At 67.0% G+C, this 19,677-nt stretch carries 16 protein-coding genes; 7 read left to right on the top strand and 9 right to left on the bottom strand.

From position 1 onward, the window contains the following. Positions 1-30: 30 nt before the first annotated feature. From AVCA_RS05135 to AVCA_RS05115, 5 genes are all read left to right on the top strand, one after another. Entirely contained in the window at positions 31-1,968 is a 1,938-nt protein-coding gene (locus AVCA_RS05135; protein ID WP_012699791.1) for a hydantoinase/oxoprolinase family protein, read from the top strand. Between the two features lie 3 nt (positions 1,969-1,971). Beyond that, positions 1,972-2,370 (top strand): acetone carboxylase subunit gamma, encoded by a 399-nt coding sequence (locus AVCA_RS05130; protein ID WP_175555958.1) that lies wholly within the window; start codon positions 1,972-1,974, stop codon positions 2,368-2,370. Between the two features lie 77 nt (positions 2,371-2,447). Next, positions 2,448-4,583 carry a hydantoinase/oxoprolinase family protein gene (locus AVCA_RS05125; protein WP_012699789.1) on the top strand — a complete coding sequence of 712 codons (2,136 nt, stop codon included), beginning with the start codon at positions 2,448-2,450 and terminating at the stop codon, positions 4,581-4,583. A gap of 43 nt (positions 4,584-4,626) precedes the next feature. After that, positions 4,627-6,903 carry a hydantoinase B/oxoprolinase family protein gene (locus AVCA_RS05120; protein ID WP_012699788.1) on the top strand — a complete coding sequence of 759 codons (2,277 nt, stop codon included), beginning with the start codon at positions 4,627-4,629 and terminating at the stop codon, positions 6,901-6,903. After that, positions 6,900-7,766 carry a hypothetical protein gene (locus tag AVCA_RS05115; RefSeq protein WP_012699787.1) on the top strand — a complete coding sequence of 289 codons (867 nt, stop codon included), beginning with the start codon at positions 6,900-6,902 and terminating at the stop codon, positions 7,764-7,766. The genes AVCA_RS05120 and AVCA_RS05115 overlap by 4 nt, the downstream gene beginning before the upstream one ends. A 393-nt stretch (positions 7,767-8,159) precedes the next feature. On the opposite strand, the gene AVCA_RS05110 is transcribed toward AVCA_RS05115, so the two are convergent. The 4 genes from AVCA_RS05110 to AVCA_RS05095 all read right to left on the bottom strand — a co-directional run bounded on the left by AVCA_RS05110 (position 8,160) and on the right by AVCA_RS05095 (position 12,256). After that, positions 8,160-9,095, bottom strand: coding sequence for a glutathione S-transferase family protein (locus AVCA_RS05110; RefSeq protein ID WP_012699786.1), 936 nt, complete (start codon positions 9,093-9,095; stop codon positions 8,160-8,162). Positions 9,096-9,125: 30 nt separating this feature from the next. Further along, positions 9,126-9,389 (bottom strand): GIY-YIG nuclease family protein, encoded by a 264-nt coding sequence (locus tag AVCA_RS05105; protein WP_012699785.1) that lies wholly within the window; start codon positions 9,387-9,389, stop codon positions 9,126-9,128. A gap of 107 nt (positions 9,390-9,496) precedes the next feature. Next, the gene (locus tag AVCA_RS05100; RefSeq protein WP_012699784.1) at positions 9,497-10,783 is read right to left on the bottom strand and encodes an OprD family porin; all 1,287 of its coding nucleotides are present in this window, start codon (positions 10,781-10,783) and stop codon (positions 9,497-9,499) included. A gap of 327 nt (positions 10,784-11,110) precedes the next feature. Continuing rightward, the gene (locus AVCA_RS05095) at positions 11,111-12,256 is read right to left on the bottom strand and encodes an IS481-like element ISAzvi11 family transposase (RefSeq protein WP_012699782.1); all 1,146 of its coding nucleotides are present in this window, start codon (positions 12,254-12,256) and stop codon (positions 11,111-11,113) included. A gap of 805 nt (positions 12,257-13,061) precedes the next feature. On the opposite strand from AVCA_RS05095, the gene AVCA_RS05090 reads away from it, so the two are divergent. Then, positions 13,062-13,721: an alpha/beta hydrolase gene (locus AVCA_RS05090; RefSeq protein ID WP_012699780.1), complete on the top strand. Its 660-nt coding sequence runs from the start codon at positions 13,062-13,064 to the stop codon at positions 13,719-13,721. Positions 13,722-13,888: 167 nt separating this feature from the next. Then, on the top strand, positions 13,889-15,370 hold the full coding sequence (rhlB, locus tag AVCA_RS05085) for an ATP-dependent RNA helicase RhlB (RefSeq protein ID WP_201765942.1): 1,482 nt from the start codon (positions 13,889-13,891) through the stop codon (positions 15,368-15,370). A gap of 54 nt (positions 15,371-15,424) precedes the next feature. Here rhlB and moaE read toward each other — a convergent pair whose 3' ends face one another. The 5 genes from moaE to AVCA_RS05060 form a co-directional block, all read right to left on the bottom strand. Next, positions 15,425-15,871 (bottom strand): molybdopterin synthase catalytic subunit MoaE, encoded by a 447-nt coding sequence (gene moaE, locus AVCA_RS05080; protein ID WP_012699778.1) that lies wholly within the window; start codon positions 15,869-15,871, stop codon positions 15,425-15,427. Between the two features lies 1 nt (position 15,872). Next, positions 15,873-16,121, bottom strand: coding sequence for a MoaD/ThiS family protein (locus tag AVCA_RS05075; RefSeq protein ID WP_012699777.1), 249 nt, complete (start codon positions 16,119-16,121; stop codon positions 15,873-15,875). A gap of 173 nt (positions 16,122-16,294) precedes the next feature. Beyond that, complete coding sequence (gene moaC, locus AVCA_RS05070; protein ID WP_012699776.1) at positions 16,295-16,771, bottom strand: cyclic pyranopterin monophosphate synthase MoaC; 477 nt, start codon at positions 16,769-16,771, stop codon at positions 16,295-16,297. A gap of 89 nt (positions 16,772-16,860) precedes the next feature. Further along, positions 16,861-18,255: a PhoH family protein gene (locus tag AVCA_RS05065; protein ID WP_012699775.1), complete on the bottom strand. Its 1,395-nt coding sequence runs from the start codon at positions 18,253-18,255 to the stop codon at positions 16,861-16,863. Between the two features lie 327 nt (positions 18,256-18,582). After that, entirely contained in the window at positions 18,583-19,653 is a 1,071-nt protein-coding gene (locus tag AVCA_RS05060) for a cation diffusion facilitator family transporter (protein WP_015589526.1), read from the bottom strand. Positions 19,654-19,677: the final 24 nt, after the last annotated feature.

Raw genomic sequence — 19,677 nt, 5'->3', positions numbered from 1 at the left:
TCCAAGAACAGATGGCGGAGGAAATGCGGCATGACATTACAGATAAACATCGATAACGGTGGCACGCTCACCGATATATGCATCATGACCGATGACGGAATCAGGAAAACCAAGGTGCTGACCACGCCTTACGACCTGAGCAAGTGTTTCTTCGAAGGCCTGCAGAAGGCGTCCGGCGTGCTCTACGACAAGCCGGACGTAGCGCGGCTGCTCGAAGAGGTCGACCTCATCCGCTATTCGACGACGCAGGGCACCAACGCCATCTGCGAACGCAAGGGACCACGGCTCGGCCTCATCGTCGACGCCGGCGACCGCGAACTGCCGGCGCGCCTGGCCGAACACGACCCGGAGGTATACGAAGCGCTGGTCGGCGACCGCGTGGAGTTCCTCGACGCCGTCGCCGTGCGCGGCGCGGATGCCGACGTCGAGGTGGTGAGGGCGATCAACCGGCTCACCGCCACCGGCGCCAACCGCCTGGTGGTGAGCTTCGGCGGCAGCGCCTTCCGCGAGATCGAGGAGGCTTTCCGCAAGGTGGTGCTGCGCAAGTACCCGCGGCACCTGCTGGGCGCGGTGCCGGTGCTCTACGGCAGCGACCTGACGACGGATCGCGATCCGCTGCGGCGTACCTGGACGGCGCTGATCAATTCCTTCCTGCATCCGGCGACCGAGGCATTCCTGTTCAACGCCGAGAATCGCCTGCGCGCCTATCGCACCAAGAATCCGCTGCTGATCTTCCGCAACGACGGCGACGCCTCGCGCGTCGCCAAGACGGTGGCGATCAAGACCTACAGCTCAGGCCCGCGCGGCGGCATGGAGGGCATGAAGTCCTTCTCCAGGCTCTACGGCCTGTCCGACATGGTCGCCATCGACGTCGGCGGCACCACCACCGACATCGCCCAGTGCCTCGACGGCGTGGTCGCCGAGGTGCAGCGCGGCCACGTCGAGGGCATCAGCGTGTCCTTCCCGCTGTGCGAGATCGTCAGCGCCGGCGCGGGCGGCAGTTCGATCTTCAAGGTGGTCGACAAGCGCATCGCGATCGGCCCGGAAAGCGTGGGCGCGGTGCCGGGACCGGCCGCCTTCGGGCGTGGCGGCAAGGAGGCGACGATCACCGACGCCAGCCTGCTGCGCGGCATCTTCGACCCCGCGTCCTACTTCGGCGGCGGCATGGCGCTGGACCTGGACCGCGCCGCCAGCGCGGTCAGCGTCAACATCGCCGAGCCGCTGGGCCTCGCGCTCGACGAGGCGCTGCTGCAGATGGCGAACGCCTACGAAGAGAAGATCGCCGCCGAGTTGCACCGCTTCACCCGGATATCGAAGGACACGGTGATGCTCGCCTTCGGCGGCGCGGGGCCGCTCAACGCCTGCGGCGTGGCGGAGAAGGCCGGCATCGGCCGGGTCGCCGTGCCCAAGCTGGCGGCGGTGTTCAGCGCCTTCGGCATCGGCGCCTGCGATATCTCGCAGCGTTACGCGGTCGCGCTCGACGAGCGCAGCGCCAGGGGCGTGGACGAGGCGTTGGCCGAACTCGGCCGCAAGGCGGCGCGCGACATGTTCGCCGAGGGCTTCGCCGAAGGTCAGTACGAAGTGCAGGCCTGGCTGGCGGGCGAGCTGGAAGACGGCCGCGAACTGCGCTTCCCGGTCGCCGACGGCGCCGCTTTCCCGGCCGAACTGGCGCGGGCCAGGGCGGTGGAGCTGGGCCTGCGCGCCGTCAAGCCGCTGCGCAGCGAAGCCGGCAGGACCGCGCGCTTCGCCGCAAGCCAGGCCGCCGGCGCCGCCGGCATGCGCCAGGTGCTGACCCGCTGCCAGGGACGCATCGACATCCCGGTCTATCGCCTGGCCGAACTGGCGCCGGGCGACCACGCGGCCGGGCCCGCGATTCTCGAAGAAGACTTCTTCACGTGCCACGTGCTCGATGGCTGGACCTTCGTCATCAGTGACGCGGGCGACATCATGCTGAACAGGAAGGGCTGAAAAATGAAAGTTCCGATGACCGAATACCTGCGCATCGATCTCGATTCGGAAAAGTGGGAGTGCCGGGTGTGCGACCACGAGATCGGCCCGGCGACCAAGGGCTACAAGGAGGGCATGCTCGTCCACGACCGCGATCCGCGCGAGATCCACCCGCCGATCCTCGACCCCGACAAATACCGCTACACCTTCTGCCCCGACCCGGAGTGGGTGCGCATCCTCGAATACTACTGCCCGCACTGCGGAACCATGGTCGAGACCGAATACGCCATCCCCGGCCATCCGCCGCTGCACGACATGCAGCCGGACCTGCCGGTCCTGCGCGCGCAGTGGGCCGGACGCGGACAACTCGCGGAGCCGGTCGTCGGCCCCGAAGTGCTGGCCGACCAGGGCCACAGCCACTGAACCACCGTCGACCGCCGGTTCCCAACGCCGCCACGTTCCGGGTGGCGCCGGCGCCGAGAACAACGAGGAGACAACAAATGAGGCGCGTTTCAGTCGATATCGGTGGCACCTTCACCGATTGTTTCGTGGTCTGGGATGGCAAGTACATCGAGGCCAAGGCCCTGACCACCCATCACAACCTCGCCCTGGGCTTCAACGAGGCGCTGGGCAAAGCCTACCGCGACCTCGGCCTGGAGCTCGAGGAAATCCTTGCGCAGGTGGACTCCGTCCGCTACGCCACCACGCTGGGCACCAATGCCCTGATCGAACACAAGGGCCCGCGGATCGGCATGCTGGTCACCGCCGGCTACGAGGCCACGGTGCCGCTGTCGCGGGCCCGCGGCTACGGCGAAGGGCTGGACATCCTCGGCCAGCAGGACCTGCCCAACGCCCAGCGCCCCGACCCGCTGGTGCTGCCGCACATGATCCGCGGGGTGCGCGAGCGCGTGGACTTCCAGGGCGACCTGGTCATGCCGCTCGACGAAAACGACGTGCGCGCCCAGATCCGCGAACTGGTGGACCGCGGCGCCGAAATCATCGTGGTGGCGCTGGTCAACTCGGTGGTCAATCCGGCGCACGAGCAGCGCATCGAGGAAATCCTCCTCGAAGAGTACCCATCCCATCTGCTGGGGGCGATTCCGGTGGTGCTGTCCCACCAGGTGGCGGGCCGCAAGGGCGAGTACGTGCGGGCGAGTTCGGCGATCGTCGACGGCTACCTGCACTCGACCATGTACCACGCCCTGTCCGCGCTGGAGCAGAACCTGCGCGCCCACCGCTACGAGCAGCCGATGCTGGTCATCCACAACTCCGGCGGCATGGCCCAGCTCAACTCGACGGATGCCCTGCAGACCATCCACTCCGGACCGGTTTCCGGCATCGGCGCCTCCGAGCACCTGGCCATGCAGTGCGGCCTGGGCAACGTGGTGGCGACCGACATGGGCGGCACCAGCTACGACATCGGCATCGTCGTCGAGGGCGGCATCAAGCACTACGACTTCAACCCGGTGATCGACCGCTGGCTGGTGTCGGTGCCCATGGTGCACTTGGTGACCCTGGGTTCCGGCGGCGGCTCCATCGCCAGCTACGACCGCATGTACGACACGGTGAAATGCGGCCCCGAATCCGCCGGCTCCGACCCCGGCCCGGCCTGCTACGACCGCGGCGGCATGCGCCCGACGGTGACCGACGCCGACCTGCTGCTGGGCTACCTGGACCCGCAGAACTACGCCGGCGGATCGATCCCGCTGAATCCGCGCCGGGCGGCGGCGGCGGTCGAGGACACGCTGTGCGACGAGCTCGACTGCTCGGTCATCGAGGCCGCGCTGCTGATCCGCGAGAAGGTGGACGACAACATGGCCAACGGGCTGTTCACCGAGCTGCGCGCCCGCGGCTACGATCCCAAGGATTTCACCATGCTGGCCTACGGCGGCAACGGACCGCTGCACTGCTGCGGCATCGCGCAGAACCTGAGCATCGACAAGATCCTCGCGCCGCCGTTCAGCTCGGTGTTCTCGGCGGTCGGCGCCGGCAACCTGCACCAGCTCCACATCCACGAAACCTCGCTGTACATGGTGTTGTACGACTCGAACAGCCGCCGCCTGTTCGACGACTACGTGCGCTTCAACGACATCGTCGCCGACCTGAAGGAGCGCGGCACCCAGGACCTGCTGCGCCAGGGCATGGCCCGCGAAGACATCCACCACAGCCTCGAACTGGACATGCGCTACGGCAACCAGTTGGTGCAGACCACCGCGGTCATCCCCCGGCACGAGGTGCGGGGACCGGCGGACGTGCTGGCGATCATCGAGCAGTTCTCCGAGGACTACGGCAAGCGCTTCGGCAAGGGTTCGCAGGCGCCGGAGGCCGGCATCCGCATCAACACCATCCGGGTCGCCGCGTTCGTCCGCCACGAGACGGTGCAGTTCGAGGACATCAAGCCGCTGCCGGCCGAACGGCGCAAGTCGCCGCCACCGCCGTCGTCCACCCGCACCTGCCACTTCGTCGGCCACGCGGGCGCCTTCGAGACGCCGGTATGGAGCCGGGCGGCGATCGAGCCGGGGATGCAGATCGCCGGCCCCGCGATCATCGCCTCCGAAGTGACCACCTTCCTGGTCAATCCGGGCTGGAACTTCGTCGCCGCCCGCCAGGGCGCCTCCTGGTTCCTGCGCGCCTGAACGGCGCGCCACGACCCTCTTTCACTTTCAGACAGGATCGGACATGAACAAGATCGCCACCCCCGCGAAGACAAAGACGCCGAGCAGCGAAGAACTGGCACTGATCGAGAAGTTCCTCAACGACACCACGCTGTTCCTCGGGCCGGACCCGGAGATCATGCAGAACCACGACCTGATGCCGCGCAGCGCGGTCGAGGACGAAGCCATCGGCAGGATGAGCGACGCCCACACCATCGCCAAGATCCGCGACCGCATCCAGGCCGGCTGCGACGAAGGCTACGAAATGGTCGAGCAGATGGGCGCGGCGCCCGGCGCCAAGTGGGGCGACGTCATCACCGGGGTGTACTCGGCCTCGGGCGACCTCGCCATCGCCAGCGCCGGCGGCGTGCTGCTGTTCTCCGCCCTGGTGCACCACCCCATCAAGTTCATCATCAAGAACTGGCTGAACGACCCCACCGTGGGGGTGCGCGAGGGCGACGGCTTCATCCACAACGACTCCCGCTACGGCAACGTGCACAACACCGACCAGAGCATGATCCTGCCGATCTTCCACGACGGGAAACTGGTGTGCTGGGTGGCCTCGACGGTGCACGAGGGCGAGAACGGCGCGATCGAGCCGGGCGGCATGCCGTCCATGGCCGAGAGCCCGAGCGACGAAGGGCTGAAGATGTGCCCCTTCAAGGTCGTCGAGAACTACGAGATCAAGCGCGACCTGCTGACCTTCCTGCAGAACTCGGTGCGTGAACCCAAGCTGCAGTACGAGGACATGAAGGTCAAACTCTACGCCTGCCTGCGCATCAAGCAGCGCATCGTGGAGACGCTCGGGACCGACGGCCCGGACGCGCTGGTCTCGACCCTGCGCCTGACCATGGAAAACGTCCGCACCGAAGTGAAGCGCCGCGTCAGCGAATGGCCGGACATGACGGTGCGCACCTACGTCATCCAGGACTCGACCCTGCGCGAGAACTGCGTGGTGAAGGTCAACTGCAAGCTCACCAAGACCGGCGACCGGCTGATCTTCGACTTCCGCGGCTCGGCCCCGGAATTCACCAACCGGCCGACCAACACCATAGTCGCCGGCCTCAAGGGCATGCTCTCGCAACTCTTCCTGTGCTACGTGTGGCCGGACCTGCCGCGCGGCCAGGCGGCCTTCGCGCCGATCGAGGTGATCACCGACCCGCACTCGATCATGAACTGCTCCTACGACGCGCCGAACTCGCAGAGCCTGATGTCGATCTTCACCGGCTTCACCGCCGGCCAGCACGCGGTGGCGAAGTTCCTCTACAGCTGCCCGGAGAAGTACACGAAGGTGCATGCGCCGACCTTCAACATGATCAACACCTTCATCTGGGGCGGGGTGAGCCAGCACGGCGAAACCCTCGGCAACCTCTGCGCCGACCTGAACGGCATGGGCGCCGGCGCCACGGTGGACCGCGACGGCGAGCACGCCCTGGCACCAATCTTCGCCACCATGGCGGACATCGGCGAGCAGGAGCTGAACGAGGAGGACGTGCCCTTCCTGCAACTGGTGTCGAAGAAGATGACCCGCGACGCCATCGCGCCGGGCAAGTATCGCGGCGGCCAGGGCTACACCATGATGGTGGCGACCAAGGACAGCGATCAGTGGGGCTTCATGACCACCTGCCAGGGCGCCAAGATCCCGCCGATGCAGGGCCTGTTCGGCGGCTACGCCTGCGGCACCTACCCGCTCGCCAAGATCAGGGGCGTGGACGTGTACGACGTGCTGCTCGAAACGCCGGAAAAATTCCGCCACTCGATCGAGGAACTCATGAACGAACGTCCCTTCGAAGGGGCGAGCTACACCACCCACCACATGGGCATGGGCTTCGAGATTTCCAAACGCGGCGAGCTGTTCATGATTTCGCAGGGTGCCGGCGCCGGTTACGGCGACCTGCTGGAGCGCGATCCGGCGGGCGTCGTCCGCGACATCGAGGAGGGGCTGATCTCGCCGGGCGTCGCCGAGCGCCTGTACAAGGTCAAGTTCGACCCGGCGACGCTGGCGATCGATCACCAGGCCACCGCCACCGCCCGCGATGCCGAGCGCAAGGCGCGCCTGGCCCGTGGCGTGCCCTACGCCGAGTTCGTCAAGACCTGGAACAAGCCGACGCCACCCGCCCATCTGCAGTACTTCGGCTGTTGGGGCGAGGATATCGACAAGCTCTACATGGGCAGCGCCGAGCGGTTCCGCACGGGCAGCGAGCCCAAGCCCAACTACATGCCCAACCCGAAGGACGTGCGCATCGCCGAACTCGAAGCGCGCCTGGCGGCACTCGACGCGCTGGGAGGCGAGAAGCAATGAGCCGGCATCTCGCCGAGGATCTGCCCGGCGGCACGGGCGGCGGAGGCCTGCGGGTGTGGCTGAAGGCTTCGGCCTACACCCGACGGCTGCTGTTGGGCGCGGACGGCGATCCCTGGACGGGCGCGGCGCAATACCTGGCCTATTTCAGCCAGGCCCAGGGCCTGCTGCGCCCGGACGCGGCGGTGCTGGAGGTCGGCGAGCTATTCGACTCCTGGCTGTCCCGCCACCCGGAAGCGGTGGCGGAGCTGGGCTCGAAACGGCGCGCGTCCTTCCCGCTGCGCAAGCTGCTGGAGCAGGATGAGCCGCGCCGGCTGCTCGCCGAGGTCGTCGAGGCGGTGGTCGCCAACCTGCGCGGGCGGACGCCGCTGGTGCTGGCCATGCCGTCGCCCAGGCACTGGCTGCTGCACGCCAACGCGCTGGCCGGACGCTCCGGGATCGAAACCAACCCGGACGCGATCGAGGATGCCGCCATGTACATGGCGGACCTGCTGCGCGCCCTGTCCGCCCAGCCGGTGGGCGGGGTGCTGCTGGAGGAGCATCCCGCCGATGACCGCCCGGGAACGACCGACCTCGAACACTACCGCCCGCTGATCAACGTGGCCAGGCACTACCGCTGGTCGCTGGCCTGGCGGCCGCGCGGCGACGCCGACCTGGGGTCGCCGGCGCTGGCCGAGTTCGATGCGCTGATCTCGGCGGATCTCCGGCTGCAGCGGCCGGCATCGAGCGGCGTGGATGTGGGCGCCGTCCTGTGGCAAGGCGGCGACTTGCCGACCCTCGATCAGGGGCAGTTCTACTTCGTCGAGATTCCCGCCGATCAGCAGCCGGAGTTCGTCCTGGACAGTCTCGCCCGGCTGCGCGGCTGAGAGCCCTGTTCACGATCCAGCGAGCTAGAGCCATGCAAGGCAAAAACAGGCGAGGAAGCGGAGTTTACGTAGGGTAAATGAGCATTTCGAGCCTGTTTTTAACGCAGCAGGGCCAACGCGCAGCAGATCGTGAACAGGCTCTGAGAGCCGTCGGACAAGCGTCTCGGTGGGCCACGGACGGCCCGGCCGATCGTCTTGTCGCCCTTGCCGTCCCCGGCTTCCCACAGGCTCCGCCACCGTTGCCCGGACAGGCAGCGAGCCTGTGAGGGCCCCGCAAATGCGGGCGCCCGATGCCGCGGGACGGATTTTTTACCCGCCACCGCCTCATTCACGGACCCGAAACAGCGGGTTTCCCGTGTATCGTCGATACCTCCTCGCCCTGCCCGATCGAACTCAGCGCCCGACGACGCGAAACCCCAGGCGCGGCAGGTGCACGTGCAGCACCCCGGCCCGCGGGTCCTCGCGACGCAGGATCAGTTCCTCGAACCCGGCGTGCAGCAATTCGCCCTCCAGCGGCTCGACGCCGTAATCGGTGGCGGCGACGGCCACCCGCTGGCCGACGTGCCAGTCGCCGCCCTCGATGGAAGGCTCGTTCGGCAACGACGCGGGAATCGCCGCGCGGGCGATATCGATGGCATCCGCGGCGGACAGTCCGCTGGAGGAGCCGTGGCCGAAGCCGAGCACCCGGTCGAGCCAGGCGGCCACCGCCGGCCAGGCGTCGACCAGGGCGGTGGTCAGCGGCATGGCGCGCAGCAGCCAGAGGGGATGGGCCACGGCGAAATCGGCCAGCGAAGGCTCGCCGAACAGGTAGTCGCCGTCCGCGTGCTCCAGTTGCCGCTGCAGGCGGGCCATCAGGGTCGGCCACTGCTGGCGGGCCTGCTCCAGCGGCAGGCGCTCGAAGGTGCCGCCACTGAACAGCGCCGCCCGGTCCTCGACGAAGGCCTTGAGTTCGCCCGGCGGCGACTGGGCGAAACGCTGAGCGACCGCCTCGGGCTGGAAGGCCAGGGCCGCCGCATGCAGGAAGAAGAACTCGTCGGCCCAGGCGGCGAGACCGGCGACATTGAATGCCTGCTCCTCGGGAAACAGCGTCGGGAAAACCTTTTCCGCCTCCAGGCGGCGGGCGATCAGCGCGCTGTCGCAGTAGACGTCGGCACCGATCTGCAGCACCGGCGTACGCCGGTAGCCGCCGGTCAAGGCCAGGAGATCGGGCTTGGGCATCACCCGTGGAACGATCACCGAGCGCCAGGACAACTGCTTGAAGCCGAGGATCAGGCGCACCTTCTCGGCGAACGGCGAACTCGGGTAATGGTGCAGGACGGGCTCGTGCATCGCGGCTTTCTCCGCAGGCGGATCGGTGGGCTACGGGGCGGCGGCCACCAGGGCTTCCTTGGCGGGCTTCGACAGGCGCTTGAGCGCCCGCTCGCGGCGCAAGGCTGCTCCCTTGTCGGCGCAGGATTCGACATAGACTAGCGCCTGCGCCGGACTGGTATGGAAGAAACGGGCGCCGCGACCGCTCCGATGCATGGCGAAGCGTCGCTGCGGATCGTCGCTGATGCCACAGTAGAGCGCACCGTTGGCAGCCCTCACCAGGTAGACGAACCAGGGCTTGGACGGCGCGCTCATGCGGGCTGCGCGCCGCTGGCGGGGAATGACGGCAAGACGGCTCTCCGGCGCGGGAACGGGCTGCCGAGCTTAGGCAATTCCCGTCGGTCGGGCCAGCGGAGCATGGCTCAGATCAGTTTCATGGTGTAGCTGACGATCACCCGGTTCTCGTCGATGTCGGAGCGGTAGTTGGCACGGGCCATGGCATGGCGCAGACGGAGGCTGACGTCCTTCAGGGGGCCGTCGTGCATCGTGTAGGACAGGTCGATGTCGCGCTCGCTGTCCTCCCCTTCGAAGCCACGCCCGGTACGCACGTCGCCGCCCTCGACGTAACGCAGGGTGGCACTCAGCCCGGGCAGGCCGAGGAAGGCGAAATCGAGATCGTCGCGTACTTGCCAGGAGCGCTCGCCGGGCTGGGAGAAATCGTAGGTGGGCAGCGTGTTGCCGAGCGGAGCCAGGGTGTCGCCGATCTCCACGAAGCCGTCGGCGCCGGACATGGACTGGTAGCCCAGGGTCAGGGTATCCGCCTTGTACCTGGCCGACAGCAGCGTGTACAGCGCCCGGTTGTCGATGTTGCCGGCCCGCGCCCGGCCGCTTTCCTCGGTGTCGTAGTAGCCGACGGTGGCGCTGAGCACCCAGTCGCCCAGCGGATGGGTCTCCTTGAAACCGTAGAAGCGCTGCCGGTAGATGTCCTTGAGTTCGCCCTGCCAGACGCGGGCCAGGCTGTGGTCGTGGTTGAAACTGTAGTCGAGGCCGACGTAGTCGAAGCGGTGCGAGGTGATGCCGGCGATCCGCGACGGATTGGCGGACTCGGTGAGGGTCGCGTACAGCGGCTGGCTGTCGCCGGAGTCGCGCCGGCTGAAGGAGCGCAGTCGGCCGGCCTGCAGGGTCAGTCCGGGAATCTCGTTGGAGACCAGCGATGCGCCCTGGTAGGTCGGCGGCAGCAGGCGGATGTCGCTGTACATGAGCACCGGCAGCTCCGGCTGCAGCCCGCCGATCCTGACCTCGCTGTTGGAGGCCAGGACCTTGAGCGCCGGCATGATCCGCCCGAACTCGCCGGCGGCCTTGCCATCGTCATGTACCGGCAGCAGGCCGGTCCCGCTCCGCTCGGGGCTGCTGTCGAGCCGGACGCCCAGCACGGCGAGGGCGTCGAGGCCAAGGCCGACCGGTCCGGTCGTGTAACCCGAACGGTAGTTGAAGATGAAGCCCTGGGCCCACTCCTCCGCCTTCGACTTCGACTTCTTGCTGGCCCCGACGATGTCGGAGAAATCGCGGCTGAAATAATAGTTGCGCAGTTGCAGGGTGGCCGAGGAGCCTTCGAGGAAACCGGGTTCGGCGGCGTGGACCGAAGGCAGGAAAGCGGCTGCGGCGATGGACGGGATGAGGCGGGAAATACGCGAACGACTCTTCTTCATGGGAAGGAACTACTCTTCGCAGGATCATGGAGAAAGATGGAAACCGGGCGGTCGATTGTCCGACGCGGAAAATCGACCGCATGGCGCCGGGCCATTAGACACCAGCTTCCGGCTACGATGCACGGGCCCGTCTCCCCCGTCAGGGCAATCGCATGAAGCGCTCGCCTGATATCGGACTGGAAAGAAAGATTGTGTGAGCCTTGGCATGGCTGCTTGCCGAGTGCTCCGACACTCCCTGTTTCGGCCCCCCGGCCGAGTCACTTTTTCTTGTCTGGCTGTACGGACCGGAGACATGGTGGACACATGTGCGGGGACATGGTTGACGGATTATGCGTCAGTTTTGGCTAACTCCCGCAGGTCAATCTGCACCAGCTTGTGATGGACGAAGTACACGTCGTATAAGCCGTCGGTATCGCCGCTCGGACGGATGGCCACCGGCTGGTCGCGCAGTGGATTGGAGAGTTTGTAGCTGCGTCCTTTGAACCTGATCGCCCCAAGCGCCTTCACTGTCACCACGGTATCGTCCGGCCCGTATTCAATGGTGGGCAGTTGTACAGGATAAGTCCGTGGGCTGACTCGGTAGCGTGTGACAGGCGTGACCATCCGAAGGGCTTCGTGGGGTCGCTGGTGGTTGTAGACCACACGCCAGTTGTCGAAGGCTTCCTGGGCCTGGTGCAGGGTGTGGAAGCTGCGGCCATTGAGGACTTCGGCCTTGAGTGAGCGGTGAAAGCGTTCATCCTTGCCGTTGGTTTGCGGGTGACGAGGACGGCTGAAGCTCAGGCGGATGCCCAACCGGATCAGCCAGATGGCAAGTTCGGTCAATTGCCCCGGTTGGCGCGAGGCACCCCAAGGGGCGCCGTTGTCCGTGTTGATCCGTACCGGCAAGCCATAGCGCTCGAAGATGCCGATCAGTTCACCCTGCACGGTGCCATGGCGCTGACAGGCGCAGGCCCGCAGGCCCAGGTTGAAACGCGAGTGGTCGTCCAGCACGGTCAGTGGATGACAGGGGCCTTCGGATGTCTGGAAATACCCTTTGAAATCCATTTGCCACAGATCGTTGGGTGCCGCGTGCTCGAAGCGTTTCCAGGGCACGGCCGCTTCTGAGGCCAGGGGATCGATCAGTCCGTGACGGTGCAGGATAGAGGTGATGGTGCTTGGCGCCAAGGCTGGATGCCCCAGGTCTTGCAAGCGCCGACTCAGCTTACGTCCACCCCAGCACGGATGGGCCTGGCGCAGCTCCACCACCCGGGCTTCCAGACTGGGCGATGTCAGGTGTGGGCTGGTCTTGGGGCGCCTGGAAAGGTCGGCCAGGCCGGCACGCCCTTGCTGTTCATATCGGACCAGCCACTTGTACGCAGTCTGCGGGCTGATCCCGAAGCGTCGGCACAACTCACGGCGGTTGCTGCCTTCCTGCTGGGCCAGCAGGACAAATTCTTCTCGTAGGTTCATGGTGTCTTGAATGTTCCAGGGCATGGTCGTTGGCTCGGCAGGTCACTGCCGAAAGTGTCAACCATGTCCCCGCACACCTGTCACCTAGGTCTCCGGTCTGTACATCTGGCCAAGAAAAAGTAACCCAAAAGAAGGCCACCCCCTCATCCGGCCCTGCGCTTCGCTCCGGGTTCCCTCCCTACATCGCCGTTCCAGGGGCCCGCCGCGAAGGGCCATCCATGGCCCATCGCGGCTCTCGCGGCATCCTTGCCGCTCGCCCCCTTCCACGACGATTCCGCTCGGCCTCCTGAAGGGGGTATCCGGCGCGGCCTGACAGGCCGTGCCGCAAGAAGGGCAAAAGCGCTTTCAGGCAGCTCGGAACCGACTCCCGTTCAGGAGGCCGAGCGCAGGTGTCGCGGAGGGGGACGCGAGGCAGGACGCCGAGCGAGTCGCGAAGGGACAGGGACGTCCCTTCGCGACGTGCCCCCGGAGCGGCGCCGGAGCGAGGGAGCCCCGGCGCAGCCGGGGCCGAATGATCGGGCGCGCTTTCTCTTTGGTTACTTTCTCTTTCGCGCGAGCAAAGAGAAAGTGACTCGGCCGGGGGGCCGAAACAGGGACTGTCCGGCCCCTCGGCAAGCAGCCGATGCACCGGATCTGGAGACCACGCCGGAACGGACCAGGTACACAATCTTTCCAGTCCGGTATGGAGCGGGCATTTCATGCGATTGCCCTGTCTCCCCCGTCCGGGACAATCGCATACGGCACGGCCGGCGAAACTGTGTAAGCTTGCCGCAGTTCCGGCGTCGCACCGGCCGACAATCCACAGGCCCCGCCCCGTACTGGAGTCCCCATGAACGAACCTTTGATCCTGGAGCCGACGAGCGCCGCCGACGCCTGCGTCATCTGGCTGCACGGCCTCGGCGCCGACCGCCACGACTTCGAGCCGGTCGCGCGCCTCCTGCAGCGCCGCCTGAACGGCGTGCGCTTCGTCCTGCCACAGGCGCCGAGCCGTCCGGTGACCATCAACGGCGGCTGGAGCATGCCCAGTTGGTACGACATTCTCGCCATGAGCCCGAGCGCCCGGGCCATAAACGAGGACCAGTTGGAGGAGTCGTCGCGCCATGTCGTCGAGCTGATCGAGGCACAACGCCAGGCCGGCATCGAGCCGGCGCGGATCGTCCTCGCCGGCTTCTCCCAGGGCGGCGCGGTGGTCCTGCACACCGCCTTCCTGCGCTGGCCTGGCCCCCTGGCCGGCGTGCTGGCGCTCTCCACCTATGCGCCGACCTTCGATCGGCTCGAACTCGACGCACAGCGGAGCCGACTGCCGGTGCTGCACCTGCACGGCAATCACGACGAGGTGGTGCCGCCGGCGCTCGGTCGCGTCGCCCACGATGCGCTCGCCGAGCATGGCGTGCCGGTGGAGTGGCGGGAATATCCGATGGGACACCAAGTGGTCGCCGACGAGATCCACGACATCGGCCTCTGGCTCGCCGAGCGCCTGGCCCGCTAGCGCAGCGCGCTCCCGGGGCGCCGATGTCCCGGGAACGGTCCGCGCTGGCGGGAACGCCGCCGAAATGGCCGGCGCATCGTTGCATCCCGGCTGCGCAGCCCTTCGCCCGCCTGGCCTCTTGCTTTACACTGGCGGCAATCCATTCCTCATCCATCGACGAGATAACCGTGCTCAAGGCACTCAAGAAACTTCTAGGCATGGGCGAACAGGCACAACCGCCTGTCGCCGCCGACATGCCAGCTCCCGCCACCCGCTCCACCGCTCCCGCCGCTCCATCCAAGCCGCCCCGGCAGAAAACCAAGCCCCCCCGCAGCGAAGGCAAGCCCGCCGGCAGGAAAATCGTCGCCGACAAGCCCGTCGGCGAACGCAAGGGCGCCGGCAAGCCCCAGGTCGGACGGCCACGGCGCGAGCCACCGCCGGACAAGCCGGCGGCGGAGTGGAAGCTGGAGGACTTCGTGGTCGAACCCGTGCCGGGCAAGACCCGTTTCCACGACTTCGACCTCGACCCGCGGCTGATGCACGCCATCCACGACGTCGGCTTCCCCTACTGCACGCCGATCCAGGCCCAGGTGCTCGGCTACACCCTCAAGGGCCGGGACGCCATCGGCCGCGCCCAGACCGGCACCGGCAAGACCGCGGCCTTCCTGATCTCGATCATCAGCCAGTTGCTGCAGACCCCGCCGCCCAAGGAGCGCTACATGGGCGAGCCGCGCGCGCTGATCATCGCGCCGACCCGCGAGCTGGTGGTGCAGATCGCCAAGGATGCCCTGGCGCTGACCCGCTACACCGGCCTCAACGTGATGAGCTTCGTCGGCGGCATGGACTTCGACAAGCAGCTCAAGCAACTGGAGGAGAAGTTCTGCGACATCCTGGTGGCCACCCCCGGCCGCCTGCTGGACTTCAACCAGCGCGGCGAGGTGCATCTGGACATGGTCGAGGTGCTGGTGCTGGACGAGGCCGACCGCATGCTCGACATGGGCTTCATTCCGCAGGTGCGGCAGATCATCCGCCAGACCCCGTACAAGGGCGAACGGCAGACCCTGCTGTTCTCGGCGACCTTCACCGAGGACGTGATGAACCTGGCCAAGCAGTGGACGGTCGATCCGGCGATCGTCGAGATCGAACCGGAGCATGTCGCCAGCGACAGCGTCGAGCAGCACGTCTACGCGGTGGCCGGCAGCGACAAGTACCGGCTGCTGTACAACCTGGTGACCCGCAACAACTGGGAACGGGTGATGGTGTTCGCCAACCGCAAGGACGAGGTGCGGCGCATCGAGGAGCGCCTGACCAAGGACGGCATCAGCGCCGCGCAGATGTCCGGCGACGTGCCGCAGCACAAGCGCATCAAGGTCCTGGAAGGCTTCCGCGAGGGCCGCATCCGCGTGTTGGTGGCCACCGACGTGGCCGGCCGCGGCATCCATGTCGAGGGTGTCAGCCACGTGATCAACTACACCCTGCCGGAAGATCCGGACGACTACGTGCACCGCATCGGCCGCACCGGCCGGGCCGGCTCCAAAGGCACCTCGATCAGCTTCGCCGGCGAGGACGACGCCTTCGCCCTGCCACCGATCGAGGCGCTGCTCGGGCGCAAGATCGACTGCGAGATCCCGCCCGCCGAACTGCTCCAGCCGGTGCCGCGGCGCTCCTGAAGCCCGGCCAGCCCGCAGGCTTGCCCACCTGGCGGGTGACTCCGGCCCATCCCCCTACCAGCGCCGCGCCGCTTCCTGGTCGCTATCGCGGCCCTCGACCCAGCGCGGTCCCTCACCGGTATCTTCCTTCTTCCAGAACGGTGCGCGGATCTTCAGGTAATCCATGATGAACGCGCAGGCGTCGAAGGCCGCCTGCCGGTGGGCGCTGGCGGTGCCGACGAAAACGATCGGCTCGCCCGGCTCCAGGCGGCCGATGCGGTGCAGCACCTCCACCCGGAGCAGCGGCCAGCGCCGCGCGGCCTCGTCGGCGATCTTCGCCAGGGCCTTCTCGGTCATCCCCGGATAGTGCTCCAGGAACATCCCGCCGACCTCGCGGCCCTCGTTGAAATCGCGCACGTAGCCGACGAAGCCGACCACCGCGCCGACCCCGGCGTTGGCCGCGTGCAACGCATCGAGTTCGCGCCCCGGCTCGAAGGTTCCGACCTGTACCCGAATACCCATCTCAGCCTCCGGTGACGGTGGGGAAGAAGGCGACCTCGTCGCCGTCGGCCAGGGGCTCGTCCAGGCCGCAGAGCTCCTGGTTGCGGGCGCACATCAGGTTGCGCTCGCCGAGCACCGCCCAGTCGCCGCCGCGCGCCAGCAGGTGGCGGCGCAGGTCGTCCAGGCGGGCGAAGCCCTCTTCCCAGGCGAGGCGTTCGGAATCGACGCCGAGCGTCTCGCGGTAGCGGGCGAAATACTGCACGTGAATCATGGGGATACTCCGGAAAGCAGGCGTTGCAGGCCGTGTGAAAACGTAGCGAGCGAAGGTCGGGCAAGGCGAATCGAGCGAAGAAGCGGAGTTTGCGTGACTCGCTCCGCTCGCCCCTTCGGGACCGCACTTGAAGTGCGTCAGCCGCAAGCGGCCGCCGAGCTCGATTTGGCCTTTCACATGGCCTGGCCGGCTTGGTAGTGGCCACTCTTGCCGCCTTTCTTCTCCAGCAGGCGGACCTGCTCGATGAGCAGGCCGCGATCGACCGCCTTGCACATGTCGTAGAGGGTCAACGCGGCGACGCTGGCCGCGGTCAGCGCCTCCATCTCCACGCCGGTCTGCCCGGCCAGTTTGCAGCGGGCGACGATGCGTACACGGTCCTCGCCCTCGGCGCTCAACTCGACCTTGATGCCGGTCAGCAGCAGCGGATGGCAGAGCGGAATCAGTTCGTGGGTCTTCTTCGCCGCCATGATCCCGGCGATGCGCGCCACGGCGAAGACGTCGCCCTTGGGATGGCCGCCCTTCTGGATCAGTTCGAGGGTTTCCGGGCGCATGCGCACCCAGGCCTCGGCCTCGGCTTCGCGGGCGGTGCTGGCCTTGTCGGTGACGTCGACCATGTGGGCATGGCCCCGGGAATCGAGATGGGTGAGCATGGGCAATGCCTCCTTCAGCGAAAGGGGGCCAATTGTATACCCCCGTGGAGGCCGGAAGGCCGCGGGAATAACCCCCGCGGCCGCGACGGCTACAGGTGCGCCTCGGCATACTCCGCCAGGGCCGAGCGCGGCACCCCCTGCAGGGTGATGTGCACGCCGTGGCGGAAGTCCTTGAAACGCTCGGTGAGATAGGTCAGCCCGGAACTGGTGGCCGACAGATAGGGCGTATCGATCTGCGCCAAGTTGCCCAGGCAGACCACCTTGGAGCCGCTGCCGGCACGGGTGATGATGGTCTTCATCTGGTGCGGGGTGAGGTTCTGGCACTCGTCGATGAGGATCAGGCTCTGCTGGAAGCTGCGTCCGCGGATGTAGTTCAGCGATTTGAACTGCAACGGCACCTTCTGCAGGATGTAGTCGACGCTGCCGTGGGTGTTCTCGTCATCCATGTGCAGCGCCTCCAGGTTGTCGGTGATGGCGCCGAGCCAGGGTTCCATCTTCTCCGCCTCGGTGCCGGGCAGAAAGCCGATGTCCTCGTCCAGCCCCTGCACGCTGCGGGTGGCGATGATCCGCCGGTAGCGCTTGCTGACCATGGTCTGCTCGATGGCCGCGGCCAGGGCGAGGATGGTCTTGCCCGAGCCGGCGGCGCCGGTCAGGTTGACCAGGTGAATATCCGGATCGAGCAGGGCGAACAGCGCCAGGGCCTGGTAGATGTCGCGCGGCCGCAGCCCCCAGGCCTCCTGGTGCAGCAAGGGCTCCTGGTGCAGGTCGAGGATCAGGAGCTCGTCGCCCTTGATGCCCTTGACCCAGCCGACGAAGCCCTGCTCGTCGAGGATGAATTCGTTGAGGTGCAGCGACGGCAGGTTGTCGGTGAGCTGTACCCGGTGCCAGGCGCGGCCGTGGTCCTGGCGGGTCTCCACCTTGCTCACCCGGTCCCAGAAGGAGCCGCTCAGGCTGTGGTAGCCGCGCGGCAGCAGGCTGACGTCGTCGATCAACTGGTCGGTGTGGTAGTCCTCGGCCGCCACTCCGCAGGCGCGCGCCTTCAGGCGCATGTTGATGTCCTTGGTGACCAGCACCACCGGCACGTCCGGCCGGCGCTTCTTCAGGTCCACCACCAGGTTGATGATGCGGTTGTCGTTGCTTTCGTCATCCGGCAACCGCTCTTCGGCCTCGGCGCGGCGGCTCATGAGGATCGACAGCAGGCCGCAGGGGCCGCTCTTGCCGCGCTGGATGGGTACGCCCTGCTCGACCTCCTCGGGCGTCGCCTCACCGAGCACCTGATCGATCAGCCGGATCGCCTGGCGGCACTCGGCGGCCACGGTGTGCTTGCCGGTCTTCAGCTTGTCGAGTTCCTCAAGCACCGTCATCGGGATACCGACGTGGTGCTCCTGGAAGTTCAGCAAGGCGTTGGGATCGTGAATCAGGATGTTGGTGTCGAGGACGTAGAGGGTCGCCTGGGTGGGGTGGGCGCATCCGTGTTCATCCATATTCGGTCACCTTTTTCTGGCCGGGGGCAGGCGACGGAATGCCGGATACAGCGCTCCGCCGCGGGGAACCGCCATCCTCTCCGGCACCGGGCGGGAGAGTCCGGGCACGCCGCCGGCCGGAAGCCGCCGGACGTGCGCGCAATCGACAGACCGTGGCGACGCTCGTGACGCGCAGGGCATCCTCCTTGGTCTGTCAGACGGTCTGGTTTCGTTGATACAGCAAAACGGATGACAGAAAAAAGTACTTTTCAGCGCCTGCCGGGCTTTTTTTATACCTCCGCCGAATGACCTTGGCGGCTCCGCTCGCGGTCGCTAGAGTGAGAGGGATCACCCTCGCCCGCCTGCCTGTCCCACCTCGCAGCGATTCACCTCCACGGTCACGTGAACCAGCCCGGAAATGCCCGTCAGACAGGCCTTGTAGCGGTCCGCGCTGTTGTCGCCATGGGTCACCACACTGAGGATGCAGGCGTACTGGGCGCGGCCGACGCGCCACAGGTGCAAGTCGGCCACCTCGGTGTCCGGCTCGCGTTCCAGCGTGGCGCGCACCCGCGCCACCAGCGGGCTGTCCATCTCCCGGTCGAGCAGCACCTTGCCGGTCTCGACCAGCAGGCCTCTGGCCCAGACGCCGATCACCAGCGCGCCGACGATGCCCATCAGCGGGTCCAGCCAGTTCCAGCCGAAGAGCTTGCCGCCGAGCAGCGCGACGATGGCCGCCACCGAGGTGAGCGCATCGGTCAGCACGTGCAGGTAAGCGGCGTGGCGGTTGAGATCGCGGTGGCCGTGACCGTGATGGTCATGGTCATGGTCATGGTCATGGTCATGGTCATGGTCATGGTCATGGTCATGGTCATGGTCATGGTCATGGTCATGGTCATGGTCATGGTCATGGTCATGGTCATGGTCGGCATGCTGATGGTGCCCGTGGGCATGTCCATGGTGATCGTGCTGGTCGCGCAGCAGCCAGGCCGACAGCAGGTTGACCGCCAGGCCGAGCGCCGCCACCCAGAGCGCCAGATCGAAGGCGATCTCGCGGGGCTCCCAGAGCCGCCAGAACGACTCGACGAGCATCAGGAACGCCACCACTACCAGCAGCAGCGCGCTGGCGAAGCCGGCCAGCACCTCGATCTTCCAGGTGCCGAAGGCGAAGCGCGGGTCCCGCAGGTAGCGCCGGGCGAGCAGATAGGCCACGGCGGTCAGGCCGATCGCCACCATGTGCGAAGCCATGTGCCAGCCGTCGGCCAGCAGCGCCATGGAGTTGAATCCGTAACCGGCGGCGATCTCCAGCAGCATGGTGACCCCGGTCAGGGCCACCACCAGCCAGGCCTGGCGCTCGCTGCCGGCCTCCAGCGGGCGGTAGTCGTGGGAAGACCGCCAGTGTTCATGGTTGCATTCGATCATCGCTAGCTCCGGGAAAACGTGGGC

It is taken from the genome of Azotobacter vinelandii CA (assembly GCF_000380335.1).
Classification (GTDB): Bacteria; Pseudomonadota; Gammaproteobacteria; order Pseudomonadales; family Pseudomonadaceae; genus Azotobacter; species Azotobacter vinelandii.
The sequence above is the reverse complement of the archived record's forward strand: the minus strand, read 5'-3'. Positions and strand labels throughout refer to the sequence as shown.

Bases quoted from the DNA above. Each gene is read 5' to 3' on its own strand.
- moaE (WP_012699778.1), bottom strand. From the start codon at position 15,871: ATGGGTATTCGGGTACAGGTCGGAACCTTCGAGCCGGGGCGCGAACTC.
- AVCA_RS05120 (WP_012699788.1), top strand. From the start codon at position 4,627: ATGAACAAGATCGCCACCCCCGCGAAGACAAAGACGCCGAGCAGCGAA.
- AVCA_RS05065 (WP_012699775.1), bottom strand. From the start codon at position 18,255: ATGGATGAACACGGATGCGCCCACCCCACCCAGGCGACCCTCTACGTC.
- AVCA_RS05125 (WP_012699789.1), top strand. From the start codon at position 2,448: ATGAGGCGCGTTTCAGTCGATATCGGTGGCACCTTCACCGATTGTTTC.
- AVCA_RS05095 (WP_012699782.1), bottom strand. From the start codon at position 12,256: ATGCCCTGGAACATTCAAGACACCATGAACCTACGAGAAGAATTTGTC.
- AVCA_RS05130 (WP_175555958.1), top strand. From the start codon at position 1,972: ATGAAAGTTCCGATGACCGAATACCTGCGCATCGATCTCGATTCGGAA.
- moaC (WP_012699776.1), bottom strand. From the start codon at position 16,771: ATGCTCACCCATCTCGATTCCCGGGGCCATGCCCACATGGTCGACGTC.
- AVCA_RS05100 (WP_012699784.1), bottom strand. From the start codon at position 10,783: ATGAAGAAGAGTCGTTCGCGTATTTCCCGCCTCATCCCGTCCATCGCC.
- AVCA_RS05060 (WP_015589526.1), bottom strand. From the start codon at position 19,653: ATGATCGAATGCAACCATGAACACTGGCGGTCTTCCCACGACTACCGC.
- AVCA_RS05075 (WP_012699777.1), bottom strand. From the start codon at position 16,121: ATGATTCACGTGCAGTATTTCGCCCGCTACCGCGAGACGCTCGGCGTC.
- AVCA_RS05090 (WP_012699780.1), top strand. From the start codon at position 13,062: ATGAACGAACCTTTGATCCTGGAGCCGACGAGCGCCGCCGACGCCTGC.
- AVCA_RS05115 (WP_012699787.1), top strand. From the start codon at position 6,900: ATGAGCCGGCATCTCGCCGAGGATCTGCCCGGCGGCACGGGCGGCGGA.
- AVCA_RS05105 (WP_012699785.1), bottom strand. From the start codon at position 9,389: ATGAGCGCGCCGTCCAAGCCCTGGTTCGTCTACCTGGTGAGGGCTGCC.
- AVCA_RS05135 (WP_012699791.1), top strand. From the start codon at position 31: ATGACATTACAGATAAACATCGATAACGGTGGCACGCTCACCGATATA.
- AVCA_RS05110 (WP_012699786.1), bottom strand. From the start codon at position 9,095: ATGCACGAGCCCGTCCTGCACCATTACCCGAGTTCGCCGTTCGCCGAG.